Source organism: Desulfoscipio gibsoniae DSM 7213 (assembly GCF_000233715.2).
GTDB classification, from domain to species: domain Bacteria; phylum Bacillota; class Desulfotomaculia; order Desulfotomaculales; family Desulfallaceae; genus Sporotomaculum; species Sporotomaculum gibsoniae.
Window position 1 is genome coordinate 1,460,072 of the sequence record NC_021184.1, and the last position, 23,161, is coordinate 1,483,232.

At 45.0% G+C, this 23,161-nt stretch carries 24 protein-coding genes, 2 tRNA genes and 1 riboswitch; of the genes, 13 read left to right on the top strand and 13 right to left on the bottom strand.

Translation table 11 applies throughout. The features are described 5' to 3' along the window. Window positions 1-38: 38 nt before the first annotated feature. From DESGI_RS06805 to DESGI_RS06815, 3 genes are all read right to left on the bottom strand, one after another. Window positions 39-719 carry a Crp/Fnr family transcriptional regulator gene (locus DESGI_RS06805; RefSeq protein ID WP_006522727.1) on the bottom strand — a complete coding sequence of 227 codons (681 nt, stop codon included), beginning with the start codon at window positions 717-719 and terminating at the stop codon, window positions 39-41. A gap of 89 nt (window positions 720-808) precedes the next feature. Then, a complete protein-coding gene (locus tag DESGI_RS06810; RefSeq protein ID WP_006522728.1) occupies window positions 809-1,084 on the bottom strand; it encodes a transcriptional regulator in 276 nt (91 codons plus the stop codon). A 134-nt stretch (window positions 1,085-1,218) separates the two neighbouring features. Continuing rightward, on the bottom strand, window positions 1,219-2,379 hold the full coding sequence (locus tag DESGI_RS06815; protein ID WP_006522729.1) for a (Fe-S)-binding protein: 1,161 nt from the start codon (window positions 2,377-2,379) through the stop codon (window positions 1,219-1,221). 356 nt (window positions 2,380-2,735) lie between these two features. Here DESGI_RS06815 and DESGI_RS06820 point away from each other — a divergent pair, with 356 nt between their 5' ends. After that, window positions 2,736-3,362 (top strand): AAA family ATPase, encoded by a 627-nt coding sequence (locus tag DESGI_RS06820; RefSeq protein WP_006522730.1) that lies wholly within the window; start codon window positions 2,736-2,738, stop codon window positions 3,360-3,362. Between the two features lie 67 nt (window positions 3,363-3,429). After that, window positions 3,430-3,570 carry a hypothetical protein gene (locus DESGI_RS24445; protein WP_157872742.1) on the top strand — a complete coding sequence of 47 codons (141 nt, stop codon included), beginning with the start codon at window positions 3,430-3,432 and terminating at the stop codon, window positions 3,568-3,570. Window positions 3,571-3,626: 56 nt separating this feature from the next. Here the strand turns inward: DESGI_RS24445 and DESGI_RS06825 are convergent, their stop codons facing one another. From DESGI_RS06825 to DESGI_RS06835, 3 genes are all read right to left on the bottom strand, one after another. After that, complete coding sequence (locus DESGI_RS06825; RefSeq protein ID WP_245561158.1) at window positions 3,627-4,289, bottom strand: GNAT family N-acetyltransferase; 663 nt, start codon at window positions 4,287-4,289, stop codon at window positions 3,627-3,629. Window positions 4,290-4,445: 156 nt separating this feature from the next. After that, window positions 4,446-5,798 carry a sigma-54-dependent transcriptional regulator gene (locus DESGI_RS06830; RefSeq protein ID WP_006522732.1) on the bottom strand — a complete coding sequence of 451 codons (1,353 nt, stop codon included), beginning with the start codon at window positions 5,796-5,798 and terminating at the stop codon, window positions 4,446-4,448. A 24-nt stretch (window positions 5,799-5,822) separates the two neighbouring features. Continuing rightward, window positions 5,823-7,379: an ATP-binding protein gene (locus DESGI_RS06835; protein WP_006522733.1), complete on the bottom strand. Its 1,557-nt coding sequence runs from the start codon at window positions 7,377-7,379 to the stop codon at window positions 5,823-5,825. Window positions 7,380-7,926: 547 nt separating this feature from the next. On the opposite strand from DESGI_RS06835, the gene DESGI_RS06840 reads away from it, so the two are divergent. The 5 genes from DESGI_RS06840 to DESGI_RS24450 all read left to right on the top strand — a co-directional run bounded on the left by DESGI_RS06840 (window position 7,927) and on the right by DESGI_RS24450 (window position 11,459). Next, on the top strand, window positions 7,927-8,865 hold the full coding sequence (locus DESGI_RS06840; protein WP_006522735.1) for a sulfite exporter TauE/SafE family protein: 939 nt from the start codon (window positions 7,927-7,929) through the stop codon (window positions 8,863-8,865). A gap of 16 nt (window positions 8,866-8,881) precedes the next feature. Beyond that, window positions 8,882-9,364 carry a hypothetical protein gene (locus DESGI_RS06845; RefSeq protein ID WP_006522736.1) on the top strand — a complete coding sequence of 161 codons (483 nt, stop codon included), beginning with the start codon at window positions 8,882-8,884 and terminating at the stop codon, window positions 9,362-9,364. Window positions 9,365-9,543: 179 nt separating this feature from the next. Further along, window positions 9,544-10,218 (top strand): hypothetical protein, encoded by a 675-nt coding sequence (locus DESGI_RS06850; protein ID WP_006522737.1) that lies wholly within the window; start codon window positions 9,544-9,546, stop codon window positions 10,216-10,218. A 300-nt stretch (window positions 10,219-10,518) separates the two neighbouring features. Next, a complete protein-coding gene (locus tag DESGI_RS06855) occupies window positions 10,519-11,049 on the top strand; it encodes a CBS domain-containing protein (protein WP_006522738.1) in 531 nt (176 codons plus the stop codon). Window positions 11,050-11,225: 176 nt separating this feature from the next. Further along, window positions 11,226-11,459, top strand: coding sequence for a hypothetical protein (locus tag DESGI_RS24450; RefSeq protein WP_157872743.1), 234 nt, complete (start codon window positions 11,226-11,228; stop codon window positions 11,457-11,459). A gap of 116 nt (window positions 11,460-11,575) precedes the next feature. On the opposite strand, the gene DESGI_RS06865 is transcribed toward DESGI_RS24450, so the two are convergent. Further along, window positions 11,576-12,829 carry a nickel pincer cofactor-dependent isomerase, group 22 gene (locus DESGI_RS06865; protein ID WP_006522740.1) on the bottom strand — a complete coding sequence of 418 codons (1,254 nt, stop codon included), beginning with the start codon at window positions 12,827-12,829 and terminating at the stop codon, window positions 11,576-11,578. A gap of 178 nt (window positions 12,830-13,007) precedes the next feature. Between DESGI_RS06865 and DESGI_RS06870 the strand changes: the two genes are divergently transcribed. From DESGI_RS06870 to cobT, 3 genes are all read left to right on the top strand, one after another. Beyond that, window positions 13,008-13,532 (top strand): ferredoxin domain-containing protein, encoded by a 525-nt coding sequence (locus tag DESGI_RS06870; protein ID WP_006522741.1) that lies wholly within the window; start codon window positions 13,008-13,010, stop codon window positions 13,530-13,532. Between the two features lie 31 nt (window positions 13,533-13,563). Further along, on the top strand, window positions 13,564-14,601 hold the full coding sequence (gene fni / locus DESGI_RS06875; RefSeq protein WP_006522742.1) for a type 2 isopentenyl-diphosphate Delta-isomerase: 1,038 nt from the start codon (window positions 13,564-13,566) through the stop codon (window positions 14,599-14,601). Window positions 14,602-14,719: 118 nt separating this feature from the next. Further along, a riboswitch (cobalamin riboswitch) is annotated at window positions 14,720-14,905 on the top strand. A 94-nt stretch (window positions 14,906-14,999) separates the two neighbouring features. Then, the gene (gene cobT, locus DESGI_RS06880) at window positions 15,000-16,073 is read left to right on the top strand and encodes a nicotinate-nucleotide--dimethylbenzimidazole phosphoribosyltransferase (RefSeq protein ID WP_006522743.1); all 1,074 of its coding nucleotides are present in this window, start codon (window positions 15,000-15,002) and stop codon (window positions 16,071-16,073) included. Between the two features lie 118 nt (window positions 16,074-16,191). Here the strand turns inward: cobT and DESGI_RS06885 are convergent, their stop codons facing one another. From DESGI_RS06885 to DESGI_RS06895, 3 genes are all read right to left on the bottom strand, one after another. After that, window positions 16,192-16,737 (bottom strand): pyruvate kinase alpha/beta domain-containing protein, encoded by a 546-nt coding sequence (locus tag DESGI_RS06885; RefSeq protein ID WP_006522744.1) that lies wholly within the window; start codon window positions 16,735-16,737, stop codon window positions 16,192-16,194. 325 nt (window positions 16,738-17,062) lie between these two features. After that, window positions 17,063-17,137 (bottom strand) — tRNA-Ala (locus DESGI_RS06890). A gap of 149 nt (window positions 17,138-17,286) precedes the next feature. Next, on the bottom strand, window positions 17,287-18,138 hold the full coding sequence (locus DESGI_RS06895) for a serine hydrolase (protein WP_006522745.1): 852 nt from the start codon (window positions 18,136-18,138) through the stop codon (window positions 17,287-17,289). A gap of 320 nt (window positions 18,139-18,458) precedes the next feature. Here DESGI_RS06895 and DESGI_RS06900 point away from each other — a divergent pair, with 320 nt between their 5' ends. Further along, window positions 18,459-19,085 (top strand): EcsC family protein, encoded by a 627-nt coding sequence (locus DESGI_RS06900; RefSeq protein WP_006522746.1) that lies wholly within the window; start codon window positions 18,459-18,461, stop codon window positions 19,083-19,085. 29 nt (window positions 19,086-19,114) lie between these two features. Here DESGI_RS06900 and murI read toward each other — a convergent pair whose 3' ends face one another. Together murI and DESGI_RS06910 are read right to left on the bottom strand one after the other, a co-directional pair. After that, a complete protein-coding gene (murI, locus tag DESGI_RS06905; protein WP_006522747.1) occupies window positions 19,115-19,915 on the bottom strand; it encodes a glutamate racemase in 801 nt (266 codons plus the stop codon). Between the two features lie 83 nt (window positions 19,916-19,998). Beyond that, entirely contained in the window at window positions 19,999-20,181 is a 183-nt protein-coding gene (locus DESGI_RS06910; RefSeq protein ID WP_006522748.1) for a hypothetical protein, read from the bottom strand. A 157-nt stretch (window positions 20,182-20,338) separates the two neighbouring features. Between DESGI_RS06910 and DESGI_RS06915 the strand changes: the two genes are divergently transcribed. Next, window positions 20,339-20,427 (top strand) — tRNA-Leu (locus DESGI_RS06915). Here the strand turns inward: DESGI_RS06915 and DESGI_RS23685 are convergent. Then, window positions 20,386-21,450: a recombinase zinc beta ribbon domain-containing protein gene (locus DESGI_RS23685; protein ID WP_006522749.1), complete on the bottom strand. Its 1,065-nt coding sequence runs from the start codon at window positions 21,448-21,450 to the stop codon at window positions 20,386-20,388. The two genes, DESGI_RS06915 and DESGI_RS23685, sit on opposite strands and share 42 nt — an antisense overlap. A gap of 21 nt (window positions 21,451-21,471) precedes the next feature. Here DESGI_RS23685 and DESGI_RS06920 point away from each other — a divergent pair, with 21 nt between their 5' ends. Beyond that, the gene (locus DESGI_RS06920) at window positions 21,472-23,094 is read left to right on the top strand and encodes a DNA topoisomerase (RefSeq protein ID WP_006522750.1); all 1,623 of its coding nucleotides are present in this window, start codon (window positions 21,472-21,474) and stop codon (window positions 23,092-23,094) included. The last annotated feature ends 67 nt before the right edge of the window (window positions 23,095-23,161 follow it).

Sequence of the window (23,161 nt, forward strand, 5' to 3'; positions counted from 1 at the left end):
CTTGAAGCACTGTAATGGGTATAGGGGCACGATCTTCCTCAGATCCACGAACGTAACTTATACTTGTCCAGTATAGTTACCTGGCCTTTTTTAACGTCAATAGCCTTTTGTCTTTTAAAATCATTAATTATGCGATTGGCGGTTTCCCGGGAAGTGCCAATTAAACTGGCCAGATCTTGATTGGTCAACGAAATGTCAATGACTATACCCCGGTCAGTTTTAGTACCCTGTTCACCGGCCAGGAAAAGCAGCATGCTGGCGGCCCGGCGGGTAGTATCCATTAAAGCCAGCTCAATCAGCTGGTTTTGAGATATGCGCAAGCGCCGGGCCATGATTTTAAGCAATCCCAGAGCCATATCGGGGTTAGTGCCAATGATTTTTTCCATATCAGCGTTTCTAATAAAGCCCACGGTGCAGTCCTCGATTACCTCAGCGGTGGCCGGATAAGTGCCATCGTCAAATAAAACCACTTCCGCGAATACTTCCCCGGGGTTGATAAAATGTAATATATGCTCTCGCCCGTCTTTGGTTTGTTTGGTTACCTTGACCCGGCCGGACTTAACAAAAAATACCGCTTCGCCCGGCTCACCCTCCATGAAAATAATTCTTCCTTTTTGGTAGTTCCGCTCTAAAATGAATTTTTCCATTTCTTTTAGCTGTTCATTTTCCAGTAAAGCAAATAATGGGATTTTTTTCAGTATTTCTATATTCTCCGCCATCAATATACTCCTTATATTAGGATCTTAATGTTAGGCATTATTATAACATGTCCAACAGTGCGGCGGTCCAAAAAATAAGGCCGGAGCAATTATCCGGCCTTGACCAGGCTAAAAAATTCGTTGCCCAACTTGGTGGCGCTGCAAATTTTGCTTTTTCCTTCTGTAGAAATTTCCACCAGACCCAGTGCATACAGCTGCATGATAATATGATCCAACACTGCCCTTTTAACCCGGGCAGACAGTGAAAGATCCTCTTTGTTCATGTTGCCTTGTTCCAACAACGCCTGCAGCACCCTTTCCGCTTCCTCGGGCAGCCTTTCATTGGCTTTGCGCAAAAAATCGGCAAGGCTTGTAGTAGATAGCATATTTTCCCTAACCTCCTGTTTAACTAGTTTTATTTAGATATAGTATGTGCACTTTTTGCTTGATTAATAAGTCAAAAAAGCCCGGCCGAAAAAAAAATTCGACCGGACCTGGAGTTAGTTCTTTTATGATTTTTTTATTCCATGCTGTCAGCTATTAATTCACTGAGATCCTTAACCGCCATTTTTTCGTCCTTGTCAATATTTTTCAGGCTGTCCTCCAGCATAACAATGCAGTAGGGGCAGGCAGTGACCAGGTAATCGGCTTCTTTGTCCATAGCTTCCTGGGCCTTGACATCCGAGAAGCGCATACCGGCTTCGGTTTCCATCCAAATGCGGGCTCCACCGCCACTGCAACACATACTGTCGTCTTTGATTTTATCAAATTCCATAAACTGTACATCAGGAATGGAAGTTATTATTTCCCGTGGTGCCTCGAACACTTTACTGTGCCTGCCCAGATAGCATGGCTCATGGTAAATGACTTTTTTATCCAGCCCTTTAGCAGGCTTGATTTTGCCATCTTTAAGCAGCTGGGCATATAATTCGGTATAATGAATTACTTCAAACTCGCCGCCAAATTCGGGGTATTCGTTTTTAAATGTCCAGTAGCAGTGGGGCGAGGTAGTGATGATTTTCTTGACTCCTTTGCCGTTAAACAGTTCAATATTAGCTTCTGCCAGGTTGGTGAATTCCTCTTCGGCACCAATTTTACGTACAGCTTCACCGCAGCATTTCTCTTCATTGCCGATAATACCGAAACTGACACCCGCCTTCTGCAGGGTGGTAGCAATGGCCCTGGCAATCTTCTGGCTGCGGCCGTCAAAAGCTGATGTGCAGCAAACAAACAGCAGATATTCTTGCTCACCGTTAAAGGTGGGAATATCCAGTCCCTGGGTCCAGGAGGTACGCTTTTCGCTGTCTTGGGACCAGGGGTTGCTGTTGCTGTTAATACTGCCCAGCACGGCTTTCAGGTTTTTGGGAATGCCACCAGTTTCACAAAGTACGGAGCGCATGGCACGAACGACATTAATAATGTTTACGCCGCGGGGGCAGCGCACTACGCATTGACCGCAGGTGGTGCAGGCAAAAAGAATATCGTCGCTTTCATAACCGTCCAGGCCCAGCCGACCCATGTAAATCATTTGGCGAATGCTGAATGGGCTCTCTTTTTCCATCCTGCCCCAGGGGCAGGAGCCGCTGCACAAGCCGCACTGTTTACATAAGGTAATATCTTGGCCGCCCATTTCCAGGACAACTTCTCTAACCTCATCAAAATAATTAACTGCTTCTGACATGATTCTCCTCCTCTTCCCTTGCAGCTTTTAAATTAGGACACATTTGTGGCCATTTATTTTACCCTAAAGCTTCGTCAGTTTTAATATAAAATCCTGCTTCTAAATTAAAAAGTTGAATATATTTCTAGCGATAGTAATTGGAAATTAATGACAAGCCGGCTAGCCATAATATTAACAGGGAACAAGGCAAATTAATGTATAATAATTTTAAAGCTGGTTTTCGCTTTATAGCGGAGCGGGTAGTGCCGAAGAGTATTCGGCGGTGATAAACGCGCGTTACTGATTGCAACTGTTTTCTCGATAAAGGAAAAAGTGCACAAGCGCAGAAATAATATAAGGTAAGGGGGGATAAAATAATGCGGCAGAGGAAAGAAAAAACAAGAAAAATAGCCATACTGGGGGGGCCTGGCACCGGCAAAACTACGCTTTGCAAACAGCTTGACGTAGAATACAGCCTGGCCGGGTATATTAGCGATGTATGTCTGGAGTATGCCCGTACCTATATTGCTCGCTATGGTACACCTTTCACAATTTTTGAGCAGTTTTTGCTATATGAGGGTCAAAAGCGCCGGGAAAATGAGTTGAGACATTGCGATATTATTTTCTGTGATAATGCTACTATTCTTAACTATGTTTACGGTTTAATGAATTGTGATTTCAAAAGCGATAAGGAAACATATGCATTAATAAAGCTTTTTGAATGGGCCATGAAGGACCTGCCGGGATATGATGTGTTTTACATTCCCAGGGAGTTTGCCTTTGAAAAAGACGGCATTCGTTACCAGGATGATGAATATGCAGTGGTAGTTGATCAAAAAATTAAAAACTTCCTCGATATTATGAACGTGCCTTATGTGGAAATAACCGGTGACTTGCCCACCAGGGTGGAGAAAATGAAGCAAATAATTGGTTTTGAGAAAAAGAAGCAGCCGGTTGCCATTATGCATGACATTGATACCCAAAAGGTGTTGGATAACGATTAAAAATTAGTCTTTTAGTTAGCTGCAACCGGAGCAAATCCGGTTGTTTATTTTTTAAGCAGTGCTTGCGGTGGGGTCGCGCTCGCTTAATGATTTGTGTGAAAGGGTGAAGGAACAGCTGCCCGAAGTCTATATGGTAGGTGATGCGGTAGCCCCGCGCAAAGCAATGCATGCCATTTACCAGGGGTATTTAGCCGGCTCTGTTTTGTAATATTTATATAAACGAATAAAAGTGAAAAGCCCGGGATTTTTATCCCGGGCTTTTTTTTATATGATGATAGAGTTCTGGTAGGTAAGCTCGTCAAACATTTCTATATGATTCTTGCTTACATTCTTACCTATGCGTACCATTAACATATTGGCGGAGTGTTCTAGGATTTCAGGGTCGTCAGTGTGCCGCCGCTTAAAGTTTACTGATCCAAAAATGTGCTTGAGCATACTCTGGTATTCCCACACTCCAAGACCGCTGTTTTTCAGATCCCAGTGCCAATAGAATTCTGTAGTGATTATTACATACTCTTCCAGTACGGGGTTTTTAAAGGCCTCATGCAAAATCGCCTTGGCCAGACCCCTTTTCTGCCATTCCCGGCTGACTTCAATGGCACCTAATTCCAGGATGCGGGGATGTCTGACCCACCGGCTATACTGATTAGGGTAGTGAAATAGAATATAGCCAATTATTTCCTGTCCAGATCGGGCGATGTAAACCATTCCTTCGGGAAGGTTGGCTACCAACCCAAGCGCCTCTTTTTGCCGCTTAGCATTTCTGAAGTTGTTTAAAGCCTGGTTAATTTCCAATGTGTCCAGATATGCCTGGGAAACTGGCCCTTCAATTACTACCGGGCCTTTATCCGATATCAATTCCTTAGCCATAGCCACCACCATTTTTCGCTTAAATTTATAAAAATGCGCCCCCGGCGTTATTTTCATTTGTCTGACCCGACGGGTCATGGCTCTCTTAATTAACTTACGTATAATAATTTATATACGTTATATTGTCAAGGGATTATTGTATAAAATATTCTGAATTGATTCAGAAAATCCTTCTAGCCGGAGTATTTTTTTATTTATTTTAGAAAAATTATTTTAATTCCAGGTAACCCCGTATTTTTGTGATCGATAAAGCAATGCCGAACGGGTAATACCTAATAATTGAGCAGCCTTGGTTTGGTTACCATCACTTTTTTTCAAAGCTTTTAAAATCAGTTCCTTTTCCACTTCCTCCAGCGATATGCCATGCTCCGGAATTTCCAGCAACAAACCTGAACTTGGTTGGGGAGAAGCATAAAGCTCTCTGGGCAAATGCTCAGGATTAATAGTTGTGCCGTGGCAAATAATGGCAGCCCGCTCAATAACATTTTGCAGTTCCCTAATATTACCTGGCCAGTTGTAGTTGCATAAAAGCTCCATAGCCTGGACAGATATGTTTTCTACTTGGTACGTTATCCCATATTTATTTAAAAAATGCTTAGCAAGCAGTGGTATATCCTCTTTGCGCTCCCTGAGCGGCGGCAGGTGGATATGTATTACATTTAACCGGTAAAACAAATCTTCTCTGAATTCACCTTTGGTAATCGCTTCATTCAGCTGGCGATTGGTGGCTGCAATAAGCCGAACATCTACAGAAAGTGTTTCAGTGCCACCAACTCTCTCAAACGTTTTTTCCTGCAGTACTCTGAGCAGTTTAGCCTGCATATTTAAAGGCATTTCGGCAATCTCATCTAAAAAGATGGTTCCTTTGTCCGCAAGTTCAAAGCGCCCCAGTTTGCGTGTCATTGCGCCGGTAAAGGCACCCCGCTCATGGCCGAATAACTCACTTTCCAATAATTGTTCCGGTAGGGCTGCACAGTTGACTGCAACAAAGGGGGCATTATGCCGCGGACTGTTATTGTGAACGGCTACAGCGGCCACTTCCTTACCTGTGCCGCTTTCGCCGGTAATTAATACACTGGCATTACTGTGGGCGACCCTTTCAATAAGGGCGATAATTTCCTGCATTATTCTGCTTTGGCCCACAATGTTATCGTATTTGCTGGTCAGCTCTGAGCGCAGGAAAGTTACCTCGGTTTCCAGCTGGCTTAATAACAAGTTTTGTTTGATCACCAGTTTCAACTCGTCTAAATCAAAAGGTTTGGTGATATAGTCGGTAGCACCCATTTTCATAGCTTCAATGGCTGTTTCAATGGTGCCGTGGGCAGTAAGCATAATAACAGGAAGCTTTGGGTTGATAGCTTTGGCTTCCTTTAAAACTTCCATGCCATCCATGTCCGGCATGCGCAGGTCCAAAATTACCAGTGAAGGAGACTCTTCTCGAATCAGCCCTAGACCCTGTTGGCCCCGGTAGGCCACCAGGGTCTGGTAACCTTCCTGGCGCATGGCCCGGTCCAGTGCCCAACACATATGCTCTTCATCATCAACTATTAATATTTTAGGTGCCATGTTTATCCCCCCAGTTTGATGACATTAATTATAAAGATCCAATATTTCCGGCAGGGGTAATTGTACTGTAAAGGTGGTTCCTTCTTTAACATGACTTCTCACGTTGATATGGCCGCCGTGCATGCGCACTATCTGGTGGCTGATGGATAGCCCTAGACCGGTACCGCTTTCCTTGGTGGTATAAAACGGGTCAAATATACTATCCAGTTCAGATGAATCGATACCTTGGCCGTTGTCCGTAAAATCAGTATATGCCCATTTATTGTCATGATAAGTTCTAATGGTCAATGTTCCACCATCGGGCATGGCTTGGGTGGCGTTCAGTATTAAATTAACGAAAACCTGCTTGATTCTTTCCGCATCCACCTCTGCGGCGGGTATGCTTTCGTCCAGCTGTAACTTTAGTTGGATACGCTGCTGGCGTAGCATGGAAGAAGTAAAGGTTAATACTTTTTCCAGCAGGGCATTGATGGACGCGCTTTGGACTATCTGTTTACTGGGACGCCCGAAATCTAGTAATTCCTCAATAACTCTATTGGAGCGGCTGATTTGCTCATTAATTACTTTTACATATTCTTTGGTTTCGCTGATGTGGGCGAAATCCTTCTCCATTAACTGCACGGTGGTTTTTACGACACCAATTGGATTGCGCAACTCATGGGCCACACCGGTAACCAAGTGTCCCAGTGCCGCCAATCGTTCCGAGCGGCGCAACTCCTCCTCCAATTTTTCCTTTTCGGCCAGAGATTCTGCCATTTTATTAATCTCCTGGGCTATTTGGCCGATCTCACCGGGTAAGTCAGGTATAGGGTGACTGAGATCCCTTTCCATAATGTGGAGTCCGTTTTTTATTTTAGTCACCCCGCTGGATAAATTGTGCACGACAATCAGTGCTCCAATGGGACTGATCAGCAGTGCCAGTAGGGTGAAATAACGAGTTAGAGTACGAAAGTAGCGACTTTGGGCAAAGATGGGGTGTACCCCTTGGTCGGCCCAGGCAACGGCAACCAGTTGGTTGTCAATATAAACCGGGGACAAGTATTCAAATGTTTGGTCATTTAAGCTGCTGGCCAGACGTGCCAGCGGTTGCCCCCCGGCGGCTACGTTAATTAAACCGCTGTTGGCCTCATCCAAAATCCTTCTTTCCCTATCTCTTTGTTCCTCCGGACTTAAATCGCGGTACTGGTGCAAAAAACCCTGTACAAAGATCTGGCCTGTTTCGGGAATATATAGCCCGAAGCGCACTCCCGGATTACTGGGTACCAGTGGTTTGGCTGCTTCGTCGAATGCTGCTTTAAGCAGTTCAGTTTTATGAGTGGTATCAAGGTTGTTGATACTTGTGTCACTACTAGTGTTAGTAATTGTTTTCTTAATGTCAGGTATTATCACTGAATTAATAATGGTGCCCAGTTTTTCCTCGCGCTCTATAAACATGGCTTCATCGCTGCGGCTGGCAAAAAACAAGTCATATAGAATTACCAGTATTGGAATTATTAGCAGCAGCGTGATAATCAGCAAAAATTGATTACGCAAGCTTCCACCAATCAACCCGTCAAAAAAACCGGTATTTATCTTATTCATGGGATTACCTTTCTGTAATAATTTGGGTGAAGCCAGGCGCTGATTAGGCTTTGTGCTCTTTTTAACAATTGTAATTGTTTAACGAAATAATTGCAAGCCATTATTATAAAGATTGTCTGATAACGCACAAATGACTGTCTGTTATTATGCAATAGTGCAAGCCTTTATTTTACTTGTGTCTTGGTTCACATTTGACTCGGATAAATAATTAATAAATAAAATTGTCTCTTATCAAACAATGGTAATGTTGTTGAGTGTTTAAAAATCCACAGATGATGCGATATTTATTCTGGCATGATATATGCAACGATAAACAATCAATAAAAATAATTTTTTTCACATTCTCCGTCGGGAATGTAAAGAACGCAAATTCATTATATCACATTCTCAAATTGCAAAAAAGGAACAAAGGGGGGATGAACTGGAGAGTACCTGGTTCGCGGTTAAATGAGCCAGACGTTATAAATTTAATAATGCTATATTATTTGGTTATTAATTGTAAAGTGATTACTTTTAAAAAAAAGATTATAGTAGCGGGGGGAAAAATATGCTGGAAGGAATTTTAGCCAAGGCAAGCATGATCATGGAGCTGGCTAACAACTCCCAGGTGGCCTCGGCAGTGACCCAGGCCTCGGGAACGCCGGGGATGCCCTGGTGGGCGTGGCCTCTTATATTGCTGGTAACATGCTTTGTTATGGGCATAGTGGCTGTGATGGCGGGTGTGGGTGGCGGAGTGCTGTTTGTACCCATCGTAGGTAGTTTCTTTCCGTTCCACCTGGATTTTGTACGGGGCGCGGGACTGATTGTCGCCTTGGCAGGTGCCCTGGCGGCAGGCCCTGGTTTACTGAAAGCCAATCTGGCTAATTTGCGACTGGCCTTGCCGGTGGCGCTTATTGCATCCACCTTCAGTATTGTGGGAGCGTTTATCGGCCTGGCGCTACCGGCAGACTTATTACAAATTTGTTTGGGTATTACCATCAGCTTGATTGCGGTACTTTTTATATTCTCGAAAAACAGTGAATTTCCCAATGTAGGGCAGCCTGATGCATTATCTCGTTCTCTTAATATCAGTGGTTCCTATTATGAGCCCTCGGCCGGTCGTCCGGTTAAATGGATGGTCTGGCGCACTCCACAGGGATTCTTGCTTTTCGTGGCTATCGGTTTGGTTGCTGGAATGTTTGGTCTGGGCGCCGGCTGGGCCAATGTACCGGTATTGAACCTGCTTATGGGTGCACCGCTGAAAATCGCTGTGGGGTCAAGTAAGTTCCTATTATCCATTACTGATACGTCGGCAGCATGGGTTTATTTAAATCAGGGAGCGGTATTGCCTATCATAGCTGTACCGTCGGTACTGGGTATTATGCTGGGTTCACTGGTGGGTGTTAAGCTATTGGCCGGGGCTAAACCCAAAATAGTGCGCAACATGGTTATTATCATGCTGTTATTTGCCGGAATCAGGTCCTTTCTCAAAGGATTAGGATACTAGATGGAGGTAGAGATATATGAGTAGTCAAGTGAGAGCAGAAAAAGTGCAACAGCAGACTGCACCGGCCAAGCAAAAGGCTGCGACACCCCAGGTGGAAGTACCTGCTGAGCAAATTAAATACGCTAACTTGCTCCTGTATTGCTCCTGGACTGGAATTGGCATACTGGTAGTCACTTTCCTTCTTTACATGAGTGGTATAATGAGCTCGTATATTCCGCCCGCGGAAATATCTCAATATTGGGGAATGAGTGTTCATGATTACCTGGCAGCCACCGGGGCCCCGCATGGTTGGGCATGGCTGGGCATGTTGGGAAACGGTGATTATCTAAACTTTATAGGTATTGCTTTTCTGGCTTTGCTTACTATAGTGGGTTATTTAACACTTCTATTACCTGCTTACCTGCGCAAGAAAGATATTCCCTATGCCACCATTGCAGTATTGGAGATTACTGTGCTTACGTTGGCTGCCTCCGGTATTCTTAAAGTTGGCGGTCACTGATAATAAATCATTATAGTAGAGCAATTTTTGAATAAAAATCTGCTGGTTGCGGTTCGGTGTGATACAAAATATGCTCGATCCCGCAACCGACAGGTTCCATCTTATATGTACGGCGCTATCTCCAGATGGTCGTAGAGCACTGCGGTCCTATGCAGTTAGTTTATGGAGGGCATCTATTTATGGATAGTAAATTTATGGAACAGTTTAGCAGGCATAAAAATGATTTTCTTAAGGAACTTACCAGAGGCAACATAGAAATTAACTTTAAAGCCGATAGTAATGCGGATAGTAAAAAAATGATTCTTGAACTGTTTGAACAGTGGTTGCTGAAAAAAACCGACCTGGAGCAATTGCAGCCAATCCAAACTGTTCAGGATGATACCCAATCATTTGATGATTTTTTGGATGATGTGTTATCCCGGGCTAAAAAGATATTGAATGAACGAGGTATTAAAATTGCTTATACCTCGTTGAGCAATAAATTTGGCATTGCCGAATCATGGAAGTGTATAAGAGTGTTCGGCAGCAACAATATATATTACAGGATCGGTAAAACCCGTCCCCGCAAAGGTCCTTATAAAGGACAGGAGTATTTAGTGATTGACCTGGTTATGGATGGTAATAAAAAACAAGTATTTGTTCCGCTTTTGAAAAAAAAGGACGCTATAGAAAACCAGTTGGGGGTTCCTCTGGAAAGGGAGCTGCCTAAAGTTGAAGCCACCGGTAAATACCGCTTAAAGCTAATGCTGCCGTATGATGTGGTAAAGGAAAGAAACAAGCGTCTGGCGGCGAAGAAACTGGCGGATTTTGTTGAAGCCACCAAGCCCCACCTTAATGAGCTGGGTGTAATTTGAAAAATGGTAATAAAAATTTCCGGGTGTGATAAGCAGTTGCTCAACAAGCAGGGGCTTATCGTACCCGGAAAAATAAAATATCCCTTTGGAACTGTTCCAAGGTAAACCTCCGTATAGGGAATCGTGATTAGATACGGTTCCATTTTTTTTCAATAATGCTTTTGCAAGTAGGCAGTGCCATTTAAACGGTTGAATATCCTGTGCGACCATTGCAGTACTGAGCTAATGTTTTATTTTGTTTATTGCGGCCAGTCTTAAGCTGCATGGATGAGGATTTCTCGTGTTCAGGAGGTAATTCAAGTGTCTGAACAATCAGAAAAAAAAGTAAGTGATATAATGATTCCGGTGCGTAATTATAGGGTCGTATCGCATAATTGTACAGTTGCGGATGCTATTAAGGTATTGCACAGGGGTTATTACCAGCGCAATATTGGCGGGCAGGGACATAGATCGGTTATTGTAAGCGACGATTACGGCAACCCACTGGGTATGGTTACTTTCAGGTCTGTATTACAGGCCCTTGAACCATTTTTTGCTAAAGCGGAGCATCTTTCTGTACCTACCTTTTGGGAGGGGTTATTTACCGAAAGATGTGTTTCCGAAGCTCGAAAAAGTATTAAAGATATTATGCACCCTATTAATGTTATTGCCCTGGATGCCAACGACACGTTAATTAAGGCGGTACATGCCATGATTAAACACAAACTAGGCACCCTGCCGGTAAAGAAAAACAACCGTTTGGTTGGTATGATCAGGGTCAATGAGTTGTTTTCTGAAGTGCACGATTTGGTGGTGGGTGCACAAGGTATGGAAGGTGCACATATTGGATGACAACTATATTGTGCAACAAAATGATTAAGTTGACAGATAAAGCCCGGTCGGGGGCTTTTTTTTTAAGCAACAACTGCCATATAATTAATAAAATATTTCACAAAGTAATTGATTTTTTGTTGCCCGGAAATTATAATGGTATAAATGGTATATGGTGCGAAGGGAGGGGGCGGGTAGTGGCTGTGGTTATTAGTATGGGTAATTTAAGGGAATCTCCGGCGATTAAACAGGAAAACAAGGCGGTACGCTGGTTGGAAGATCCTTTTTTACAGGCAGAATTAGCCAGAGTGGAAATGTGCCGTGCGGACCATCCTAGCCATGTCAATGAGGGTATTATTAATTATATTTTTGCCTGTGCAATAAGCTATGTGGGGGTAAGTGCATACTGGCTTGTGAAATATATTATATGAATGAGTGTGAATTATGGTGCAATTAAGAACGTTCAGCAGAGCATTTGCTTGCTGAACGTTTTAAATTTTAATCTAAGTTTTACGTTGCGATTATGTGCAACCGGTGGAAGTGAATATCAGGGCAGGCGCAATAGGTTGTTATAACCATCAAATTGCATAGTTATGGATGGACCGGTAGTTTCCACCAGCGGGTTGTCGCGCAACTCGGGCAACAGGTTTTCTGACACGCGCATGATGTTCAGGTGTAGGGTGTTTTTTATTTGCATCACCCGCGCGCTGGCAGGTGGTATATTACCGATACTATTCAAAGCTATGCTTATAGCCGCACGGTCATCGGGCAGGGTGATGGGAAGCATGGCTCTCTGGATGAAGGTACTGGTCATCACATTTAATATAGTAGACTCCATATTAATCTTACCAACCAGTCTTTGGGTGGTAAAATCCGCTAGGCCGATACCCGTAGCATTACCTCCGGATTCCTTTGAGATATCCAGGGCTACGATACGCTGAATATCCGGGTTGGTGGGTTCTGGAACTCCGTGAATGCGCATCCTGCCAATAATGTTGGTATCCATACCGGTACCGCTAAAGTTTTTGCCTATATATTCTACAATTAGTAAATCCAGGTGGTCGATAGTAAGGCAGGGCATAATTGACCGTGCTTTGGAGAGCAACTGCTGTTCTCCGCTAACAAACCGATCGGGCTTTAGTGCAACTATCTGCATGGTATCCTCATGGGCGTCTTCTAAGATGGCCAGGCCCATAACCACAGGCAATTTTTGCATGATTATCCGCGCTGCTGAGGGGATAAGCCGGGGCAGCAAACGTGCGCCAAAGCTATGTATCGCTTTAGCACCCCGAGGCCCGCCCAAACCTATTGCTAGCATTTTCTGCAAACCGCTTTCGGCCGGGCCGTGAAAAGAGGTGTGAGGCTTTATACGGTTTATTACAATAATGGCATCACATTGACAGGCGATTTCGGTAGCATACAATGGGACGCTGTCTTCTAAACTGCCTACAGGCCGGCAAGCAGATCCGGTATATACTGGCGCACCAATAGCAGCCGGGGTAATGCCCAGGGAGCTTAGTATGGCTTTTTGACCATCGGCCGTACCCCCGCCATGGCTGCCCATGGCAGCAATGATCAACGGTTCTGCGGACAGTTCTTTGATATAGGTGATAACTTCCTTTAAAATAGTGACAATGTTATTGATGCCTCTGCTGCCTGCTGTTATACCAACGCGCTGTCCGGGGACTAGACAATCTTTTAAGTTGCTATGCATCAGCTGCTCTCTTACCGCTCTAGCCACATCGGGCAGGGCGTGATGGGGAAAAGTCAATTTGATATCTTGCATTGTTGGAAATTGCATGCTTTTATCTCCCTGTGCAAAGTATTATACGTATTATAGCGCAAACCATGGCACACGGATGTGATATTTTCAATAAATAATTGAGCTGGCCAGCAATGTGGATTGTTTTGAATCCCGATATTGGCATGTGGTATGATATAGAAAAATGCCCTGTTAGGGTAGTGGGAGGCGTTTTAAGTTGTCCGGTATTATGCAAACGGTAGCCGGGCTTATGGCGGTGGCCGCCAGGACTGCGCCCAAAAGTTTGGGACAAGATTATTTGGACATACAGGTACTGGCTGGTGATGATCTGCGCAGGCTGGCCGATGAGATGGATAAATTCGGACGGGAAACCGGAAAGATTAATTTTGACCGGGATGCGGAGAACATCCGGCATTCTGATGCAGTATTGTTTGTGTCTTTGAGAGAAAATCAGCCATTGGGTCTTGATTGCGGTGCCTGCGGACAGGATAAATGCGCCCAATTGGAAAGCCGGCAGGGGCCGGATTTTGAGGGGCCGCTTTGTGCCTGGAGGGTGATGGATCTGGGTATTGCCATTGGATCGGCGGCGAAAACGGCGGGCATATTAAATGTTGATAACCGGGTCATGTACCGGCCGGCGGCGGTGGCTAAAAAAATGGGGCTGGTCAAGGGTGCCATTGTCTGTGCCATTCCCATATCCGCCACTAGTAAAAATATTTATTTTGACAGGCCGGTAAAATAGCTGTTGGGGGGCGCTGGTTATTACCAGACAGATGAGGAAACTCGAACATATTAAATATGCGATGGAATTGCCGGAGGTATTGGACCAATCCGGGTTTGCAGATCTTTTGCTGGTGCATAATGCGCTGCCTGAACTTGATTGGGACAAGACTAACACTTCCTGTAGCTTCATGGGCAAACAATTAAGTGCTCCGTTGATGATTAATGCCATTACCGGCGGGCATGCCGGTGTGCTGGAAATCAATCGGGGGCTGGCCAAAGCGGCCGCCGCTACGGGAATTGCCATGGCTGTGGGGTCGCAGAGGGCGGCGCTGGATGACCCGGCGGTGCGCAATACTTTTTGCGTGGCCAGGGAGGAAAATCCCCGGGGGTTGTTGCTTGCTAACTTGAGTGCTTTTTGTACCCTGGAAGAGGCGCTGGAAGCCGTAAACATGATTGAAGCTGACGGTATTCAGCTGTATCTCAATGTAAACCAAGAACTGGTGATGCGTGAGGGAGAAGTTAATTTCAGTGGTGCCCTGGAAAATATCAGAAACCTTGTTCTGAATTTGCCGGTACCAGTGCTGGTCAAAGAAGTAGGCTGTGGAATGGCGAGGAAGACAGTGCTGGCTCTGGCTAATGCCGGGGTGCATTATATAGATGTCAGTGGTTTTGGCGGCACCAACTTTGCAGCCATTGAAGGGATGCGCGGTGGTAAAAACTGCGCTTCATTGGAGCATTGGGGGATACCAACGGCCGTTAGCCTGCTGGAGGCGCTAAGTGTAGGTAAGGGCATATCTGTGGTGGCTTCGGGGGGTGTGCGTACCGCTGAGGACATGGCCAAGGCACTGGCTGCCGGAGCCTCATTGGTGGCAATGGCGGGGCCATTTTTGCGGGTGTTGAAGCGAGAGGGGCCGGAAAGGTTAATTATATTTATTAATGAATTAATAACGAACCTGCGCCGAATAATGATGCTTACTGGTGCTCAACATACGACTGCACTGGCCCAACAACCCCTGGTGATTACTGGACTTGTTGGGGAATGGCTAAAGCGGCGCGGCATTGATATCAATAAATACGCCGTGCGATAAAAAAATTATTTATTAAGTTAAAAAGCAGGAATGTTTTAACTGGCGTTGAATTATTTATCAAAAGGTGTTGGGTTGACTGCTCACATAGCCGACAGGGTAATCATAATAACAACTTTTTTAAAGTAAATAATCAGCAGGTGCCCCCTTGATGGGGGAGAATAGGGAACCGGGTGTAATTCCCGGGCGGTCCCGCCACTGTAACCGGGTAGCCTGCGCCACAAGGCCACTGATGATACCATCGGGAAGGCGGCGATTGAGGTGTTGATCCGGAAGCCAGGAGACCTGCCTGCTGTGCGGTAGACTCTTATGTTGGAGAGTATATCGGTGGATGATGGCAAAGTTCACGGTCGTTAAGACTGTGAACTTTTTTATTTAAATACAAGCACGGGAGGTTAAAAATGTTGTTAACAGAAACCGTCAATAAAATTGGAGTACTGGATCAACAGGCGATGGCCAAAGCAAAGGAACGTTTAGATAACTTAATTAAGCCTCCGGGCAGCCTTGGTCAGCTAGAGCGGGTGGCAGTCAGGCTAGCGGGTATATCCGGTCAGCCACGTCCCCATATTGGTAAGCGTGTTGTTATAGTGATGGCCGGTGACCACGGCGTAGTAGATGAAGGGGTAAGTGCGGCACCCCGGGATGTTACCTGGCAAATGCTGCCTACATTTATTAAAGGAGTGGCCGGTATTGGCGTACTGGCCCGGCATGCCGGTGCTTCCATAACGGTGGTAGATGTAGGTGTTGCGGCGGATGTGGATATACCGGGAGTGCTAAAACGCCGGGTAAGGGCAGGTACAGGTAATATAGCCGCCGGACCGGCTATGACCCGGGAGGAAGCTGTGGCGGCGTTGGAAGTGGGTATTGATGTAGCGTTGGCTGAGATAGCGGGGGGTGCCACGTTGTTGGCCCTGGGTGATATGGGTATAGGCAATACCACACCCAGCAGTGCTATTTTGGCGGTGCTGGGGGGATACTCCGCCGGTGAGGTAACCGGCCGGGGCACTATGATCAATGATGAAGTGCTGGAGAAAAAACGCCAGGCCGTAGCCAGGGCTCTGGAAATTAACCGCCCCAACCCGTTTGATGGGGTAGATGTTCTGGCCAAAGTTGGTGGCCTGGAAATCGCCGGCCTGGCCGGTGTGGTGCTGGGGTGTGCCTCGAAACGGGTGCCGGTGCTGGTGGACGGTTTTATTACCGCTGCTGCCGCGTTGATTGCCGCTGCTATTAAGCCCGAGGCCAAAAACTATATGCTGGCGTCCCACCTATCAGGGGAACACGGGCACGGGTTAATGCTGGAATTATTGGGATTAACACCCATGCTGCATATGGGTATGCGTTTGGGTGAGGGTACAGGCGCTGCCCTGGCTATGCATATTATAGACGCCGCCTGCCGGGTGCTGGATGAAATGGTTACTTTCGAGGAGGCAGGCGTTATGGACATGGAGGAAGAAATGTTGCATAAAGAAGATTAGTAATTTGTCGTATGTAGATATCATTTTCACTAAGGCGTAATTTTTAAATTGATAAAAAAATAGATACCAATCGATGTGGGCACTGAGCATTACGATTGGATATCCATTTTCATTCCAATTAGATTTCCCTGGGTTTGCAGATAATTTCCTTGACTTTAGTGTCAAAAAAATGGTTGGAATGGGCTGGTGCAATGACCATAGCGGTATCGGCACCTTTGCCCGAGCCGCCGATGGCTATTATCTCCTCCCCATGGGGGATTAGCCCGGCATCCAATGCCATACCGCTGATCTCCACGCATACCTTGACCCCCTGGCCAAGCATACGCAGGGTCTGGGCCATGATTTCGGCCGGGTAAACGCCACCGAATTTGTTGCGTATGGCTCGATCTACGCCGGCCAGCAGGTGGGTGGTAAATAATACCCGGATACCTTTTTGATTAAGCTCAGCAAGGGTATCATCGCTCATGCGCCTGCTGCCCGGGCCGTCAAAACCCACGTGGTAGCTGACACATACTACCCGGCGACCAGATTCAACCAGTTTGCGGGCAGTGTCCCCGCTGCTTGAGGCCACTACGATATGTTGAATATTTAGTTCCTCAGCCTTGACCAGTGCTGCCTTAATTGTTGAATCTGTGTTATCAGGGCCTTTCTTTTTCCAGTACATAAAAAACCTCCCGGCATTTTCCTTCCATTTTAGCCCAGGATGGAGAATTTGACAAGGTTATGGTCCCGGGGCAAAAAAATAACGCTCCTTCTTAAGGAACGTTGGAAGAGGAGTATCATTTAAAATTTTGGGAGTATCTTGACTATTTAATTATATGTTTAACATTAGTTTATTTCTGTCAAACAAGTGACAAAGGAGGGTATTTTAACCGACAGGTTTGACGGCACTTTAAAATACTTCAACTTGCTGATGGCAATATAGGGCAGGTGATATAGTTTTTTAAATGTGTTAATATGAATATATAAAAAAAGGCCTAACGGCCTTTTGGTGGACGAGAGGGGATTCGAACCCCCGACCCCTGCGTTGCGAACGCAATGCTCTCCCGCTGAGCTACACGCCCTTATATATTTTTAATGAACAAAAATTATAATAGCATAAAATTTAAACATAATCAACCTCTATATAAATTGCAATTTAACCATGTTTACACTTCAGCAGCACTCTGCTAAGTTTTTAGTAAACATCTTGTGCGTTGAATTAAAAACTATGTCAGACCGATCCTTTGACTTGGAAACGGTACACCAGTTTAGAAAGGTGATGAATAACTGCTAGTGCCTCACCATAACCAGGTGTATCTTTACAGGTTACCACCAGTATATAGGGCTGTTCCGGGTGAGCGACGTACGCGACGTCATTATAGGTATTGGTTGGCGGCCAAGTGCCTATTTTGTTGGCAACTTTGATATCCGGTGGCAGGGGCGCGGGAATACGGTCTTTAAGTTTATTATCAAATAGATTATTGAGTAGTTTTTCCCCTGCCGGTTGTCCAGCAAAATGCAAAGCCTGTCGCATATACAAAGCCAAATCATAGGGGCAGGTGATATTTTGTTCATTATCCACTACCTGTCCACCCATGGATCGCATGAATTCTTTCACGTTTTCCTTGCCCAGGCGGTCCAATAATATATTGGTGGCTACATTGTCACTGTATAATATTGAGTAATCGGCCAGCTGGGCTACGGCATAGCTTTCACCTGGTGATTTATTTTGCAATATGCCGGTGCCTCCCTCCAGGTGTTTGTCCGTAAAAAGCAGTTGCTCTGCAAGGTTTATTTGACCGTGATCCGCTGCCAGGTAAAGATAAAGGTTCATGGGCAGCTTGAATGTGCTGGCAGCATGAAATACCGTATGAGAGTTATAGCCAAATTCCTGGCCTGACTTTACATCAATAAAATAAAGCCCATAAATACCCGGTTGTTTGTCCAAATAGCCGGTGATTTGATTTTGCAGCAGCGAGTAATCGGTTGCCGTTTGAATATTTTTTTTTAGTGGTTCACTGATACCCGCAGCGCTGGTTAACAGAAAAACAGTTAATAGGGCATAGATAGCAATTTTTTTCAAGTACTGAAGACCTCCTAACAGCCATGATCATTTAATTACAACCATCATAAAAACGGATTTTCATCACAATGCTCCGTGACTGCCAATCACCGACGAGGGGTAACTATTTTCTGGTCCAAGTAAATGGCTTGACATTAACAAATTACCATAAAATGTAAAATATGTCCAGCAGCTGGTAATGGGCGATAAATATCATGTAATATATAAATGTATTGGTTTTGCTTCGGCAATTGGAGAACTAAAATACATTTAAAATGTTCTATTATAAAGTATGGTGTGCAAAATATGATTTTAATCCATATAAAGAATGGTGCTAAAATATGATGTTTAATCCATTTACCCTGGTGAATAAAGAAGAAGTGCGTCGTAATGTTGAAAAACTGCGCAAGCGGCACCCGGATTTAACCAACCGGCAGCTGTGTGAGCTGATTATTGCCCGGAGAAGCAGACTTTGTGCTGCCAGTGGCGCAGTTACAGCTTTGCCTGCCGCGATACCCGTTATCGGTACCCTGGCTACATTGGTGGGAGGTACGGCCCTTGACGTGGCAGCAGTGGGGTACTTTACGGCGGAAATGGTTTTGGAGATGTCCGCTGTTTATGGTCGAGACTTATATTTGCCGGGAGTTTCCCGGGAGGCGTTATGGGTGATGGCTTCCGCTGTGGGCGCAGATGCGGCTGGCAAGACCATTGGCAAGACGGCGGTGCAGCAAATGCAGAACCAGGTTTTTACAAACCTGGTTCGCGAGGTGCTACTAGCCCTTGGTATTCGAACCACCCAGCGGTCAGTCCTAAAAGTGATACCTTTGTTGGGGGCGGTTATCTCGGGTGTGGTTAATTATTTTGTATGTCGTAAGATTGGGCATATGGCTGCGGACTATTATGAAAAAAACAATTATGAAAATTGGGTGGGTGATACCATAGACGTGGAAGGTCAAGTAATAGAGTAAAAATAAAAGCCCTGGTTTAACAACCGGGCTTATAGTTTTATGTATGCTACTGTTAAATTGGGTCTTTCCCATAAATGCCTGATAACCTGACTAACCAGGTCCGGGTTGCCACTGGTATAAAAAGTTTCCGTACCGCTTCGGAAGTCGGTATCCGCCAGCAGGTCCTTCGACTGCAGAACCTGGTACACTCTTTTGGCCACTGCGCAACCGGAATCAATTACATTCACCTCGGGGCCCATGATGGACTCTACCAGGGGGCGCAGGAAGGGATAATGAGTACAGCCCAGTACCACGGTATCCACTCCGCTCAGCATGAGTGGGTTCAAGAACTTGCGCAGCAGTGCAGCAGTCTCCGGTGAGTCCAGTTGGCCCATCTCCACTTGCTCCACCAGACCCGGGCAGGGTACATTAATGACCTCAATGCCATTGGCAAAGCGCGTCAAAAGGGAATTAAAACGCTCCCCGTTAATGGTAACACCTGTGGCCAATACGCCTACTCTACCATTGCGAGTGATTTCGGCGGCTGGTTTTATGGCGGGTTCCATCCCCACAATGGGTATTTGAAACTGCTGACGCAGGTCATCCAAACCAGCTATAGACGCGGTATTGCATGCGGCCACTATTAATTTGGCTTTGGTGCTAATTAAAAACTGAGTAATTTTACTCGCCCGCCGGCGTATGTTTTCCGGTGGTTTTATTCCATATGGACAATGGGCGGAATCGGCATAGTAAAGAAGGTCTTCACCCGGCATCAGGCGGCGGATTTCCTTCAATACCGATAAACCTCCCACACCCGAATCAAATATCCCTATGGGATTCGGGTTGGGCAAGGGTGCCTCACCTCTATTCCTATAATGTTCCCTAACAGGATATCATTTTAACCTGTGATGTGCAATATTTAGAAAGTTTTTGATTATTTTCTACCCATATTGCCGTGATATAACTGGTGGGAGGCGGCAAGTGCCGCTACCAGAGTTAGAAGGCCTGCAATCAAATGATATTTATATGCGCCCGTAACTCCTACATAGGCAGCCAGCCCCAGCACAGTAGTGATAATGGTGATGATGACTGTAAGGACAGCCAATAATTTATGCATACGGGTTCACTCCTTTTATTGATATTTATATTAAACATCCGGTGATGACTTTCCTTCCGGGGTATTTTTTCTTTGGACAAAAAGACATGTTGTGGGGTAATGTTCTAATTGACATCCGGTTAGATATAAAATATAATTATATATGCTTCAATGAGTTGCCGGAGTGGCGGAACTGGCAGACGCAAGGGACTTAAAATCCCTCGATCAGCAATGATCGTACCGGTTCGATTCCGGTCTCCGGCACCAACCCATTTCATAACTCCCCGGACCCTCGTCAGAGGCTCCGGGGTTGTTCTTTTTTATGAGTTTTAGCCGCTCTTGATCCTGGCTGAACGGGTCTGGCCAAAATATTACATTAACAATTCCTTCAATTGGATCTAGTTCTAGCCGGCGGACAAACCTTCGAACAATTTCCCTTTTTTCTTTGTTTGAACCTTCATTCATTACAATATCGAGGTTATCAATTAACTGAAGTATAATTTTCTTATCTATTTTCCCATCGGGCTTATCTTTTTTAAGTTGCGCTAAATCATTTTCCAACTCTAGTTTTTCTTGCTCGATGTTTTCAAGTTGTTTGGTAAGTGTTTCTATGGCACGAGGATTTTCAACTTTCGTAAGCGCGTTAATTATATTTTGTATAGCCTTTTCTTTTTCTGTAAGTGATTTTTCGAGATGCTTAATAGCCATTAATTGATCTGAATTTTCTTCATCTATTGCATTGTTCATAGCTTTTACAAGTATATCAATATATTTTGGGTTAAACCGGCTTTTTATGGCATTAATAACTTTATCCTCCAACCATTCTTTAGGTACGAAACACTTTGCATTACATTTAGCATCGCCCTGGTTTATATTACCTGAGCATATATAGTAATTATAAATTCTTTTCGATTGGCCACTTGCCATGTTTGAATTACAATTTAGACACTCAAACATTATTTCACCGATGGCATTATATCCTGTAAACAGCCATCGGCTGGATTCAATTTTGGAAGGTCCACGTGATTTTTGGGTTCTTATTTTTTTAATTTGCTTCAATTTTCCCCACTCTTCCAGTGTGATTATAGATGGATGCGCGTTTTGGACCATTTTCCATTCATCAGGGTCTTTCCATTTAACACCTATGCCTCTTAGGTCCCTGCCTGTACGATTCCAAAAATAAATTCCACTGTAAACTTTAATTAAGTAGCTTTTAAAAATAATATTGTTTTTAACGATAAAGGAGAAGCATTTGCTATTTTCCGTTTGCGTGCCAGGCCGTATAACCACTTATTAAAATCAGAGCGGGAAATGGTCATAAGACAATTTGAACAAGTTCTTTGGGGGGTAGAGGAAAAAGAGGTAGCAGAGCTCCTGCCGCTTTTGTTTAACCTTAACGACCTTCAAAAAGAAGCCAATAAAAAATACGGCCTGGCGGCAGCCAAGACATTGGAACTTGCGCAGTCCCTGTACGAGGCCAGGAAGTTATTGACTTACCCCCGCACGGACAGCCACCACCTAACAAGGGAACTAGCTAAAACCATTCCCGGCCGCCTGTCTGCATTAGCCAGCGTTACCGAATATGAGCCATATACTATCACAGCCAGGGCGGCCAACAGCCCGGGTAAGCGTTACGTAGATGACGGTAAAGTGAGCGACCATACAGCGCTTATATCTACGAATATCAAGCCGGTTTTGGATAACCTACCACCGAACGAACGTAAAATATATGACCTGGTGGCACGTCGGTTTCTGGCTATCTTTTTCCCACCAGCCAGGTATAAGCAAACTAAAGTGATAACTGAAACCACTGGTGAAACGTTTCTTACCACCGGTAAAATGGAACTGGACAAGGGCTGGAAGACGGTATACGAAAGCGTAAAAAATGACCTCGATGAAGGTGAAGATACCGGTGTAATACCTGAACTAACCCGGGGTGAACAAGTCCAAACCACCAAAACAGAAATCAGGGAAAAAGAAACCAGACCTCCCAAACGTTATACTGAAGCCAGTCTGCTGGCATTCATGGAAGGAGCCGGTCGGCTATTGGAAGACCGAGAACTGAAAGCGGCCATGAAGGAGCACGGCCTGGGTACCCCGGCTACCAGAGCGGCTATTATTGAGTGCCTGCTCAAGGTGGGTTACATTGAGCGCCACAAGAAAACTTTAGTTCCCACCGCAAAAGGTGAAACACTAATCGACCTGGTACCGGAAATAATCAAAAACCCGGAACTTACCGGCCAATGGGAAAAAACACTCGCCGATATAGAAGCCGGAACGGCTGAACCCGGGGAATTTATGAACGGCATTAAACAGTTAACAGCTAATATAGTTGAATTAGCCCGCAGCCAGATAGCCAGCAATCAGGTCCAAACAAGGCGTGAAGCGTTAGGCAGCTGTCTTCTTTGTGGCAAGGCAGTGATAGAGGGCAAAAAAGGCTACTGCTGCAGCGGTTACAAAGAAGGCTGTAAGTTTATTATCTGGAAAGAAATCGCCGGTAAAAGTATCACCCAAAGTCAGGCTAAAACTCTACTGAAGAAAGGTAAAACCGGTGTCATAAAGGGTTTCACTTCAAAAGCCGGCAAAAAGTTTGATGCTGCATTGAAGATTAATAACGGCAAAGTGGAATTCTTGTTCACCGACAACAATAGCGGTAAAAAAGTCAGCCTGGGCCAGTGCCCGCTATGCGGCAAAGAAGTTACCGAAACACCTAAAAGTTACAGCTGCACCGGCTACAAGGAAGGCTGTAAATTCGTTATCTGGAAAGAGATAGCCGGCAAGCGCATTAGTGTTCAGCAGGCCCAGAGATTATTAACAAGAGGTAAAACCGCTTTAATCAAGGGTTTTAAATCAAAAGCCGGTAAAAGTTTTGATGCCGTTTTAGCGCTTGGGCAGGACGGGAAAATAAAGTTTCAATTCATATCAAAGGAGTAGAAAAATGCCAAGAAAAAATACAAGGGGGTTATGTAGTATAATATTATAGTATATTATGGTAAAATAT

Coding starts and splice junctions, on each gene's coding strand:
- cobT (WP_006522743.1), top strand. CDS start 15,000: ATGTTGTTAACAGAAACCGTCAATAAAATTGGAGTACTGGATCAACAG.
- DESGI_RS06900 (WP_006522746.1), top strand. CDS start 18,459: ATGATGTTTAATCCATTTACCCTGGTGAATAAAGAAGAAGTGCGTCGT.
- DESGI_RS06805 (WP_006522727.1), bottom strand. CDS start 719: ATGGCGGAGAATATAGAAATACTGAAAAAAATCCCATTATTTGCTTTA.
- fni (WP_006522742.1), top strand. CDS start 13,564: ATGAGGAAACTCGAACATATTAAATATGCGATGGAATTGCCGGAGGTA.
- DESGI_RS06825 (WP_245561158.1), bottom strand. CDS start 4,289: ATGAAAATAACGCCGGGGGCGCATTTTTATAAATTTAAGCGAAAAATG.
- DESGI_RS06910 (WP_006522748.1), bottom strand. CDS start 20,181: ATGCATAAATTATTGGCTGTCCTTACAGTCATCATCACCATTATCACT.
- DESGI_RS06850 (WP_006522737.1), top strand. CDS start 9,544: ATGGATAGTAAATTTATGGAACAGTTTAGCAGGCATAAAAATGATTTT.
- DESGI_RS06820 (WP_006522730.1), top strand. CDS start 2,736: ATGCGGCAGAGGAAAGAAAAAACAAGAAAAATAGCCATACTGGGGGGG.
- DESGI_RS06830 (WP_006522732.1), bottom strand. CDS start 5,798: ATGGCACCTAAAATATTAATAGTTGATGATGAAGAGCATATGTGTTGG.
- DESGI_RS06865 (WP_006522740.1), bottom strand. CDS start 12,829: ATGCAATTTCCAACAATGCAAGATATCAAATTGACTTTTCCCCATCAC.
- DESGI_RS06885 (WP_006522744.1), bottom strand. CDS start 16,737: ATGTACTGGAAAAAGAAAGGCCCTGATAACACAGATTCAACAATTAAG.
- DESGI_RS06815 (WP_006522729.1), bottom strand. CDS start 2,379: ATGTCAGAAGCAGTTAATTATTTTGATGAGGTTAGAGAAGTTGTCCTG.
- DESGI_RS06840 (WP_006522735.1), top strand. CDS start 7,927: ATGCTGGAAGGAATTTTAGCCAAGGCAAGCATGATCATGGAGCTGGCT.
- DESGI_RS06920 (WP_006522750.1), top strand. CDS start 21,472: ATGGTCATAAGACAATTTGAACAAGTTCTTTGGGGGGTAGAGGAAAAA.
- DESGI_RS06835 (WP_006522733.1), bottom strand. CDS start 7,379: ATGAATAAGATAAATACCGGTTTTTTTGACGGGTTGATTGGTGGAAGC.
- DESGI_RS06845 (WP_006522736.1), top strand. CDS start 8,882: ATGAGTAGTCAAGTGAGAGCAGAAAAAGTGCAACAGCAGACTGCACCG.
- DESGI_RS06810 (WP_006522728.1), bottom strand. CDS start 1,084: ATGCTATCTACTACAAGCCTTGCCGATTTTTTGCGCAAAGCCAATGAA.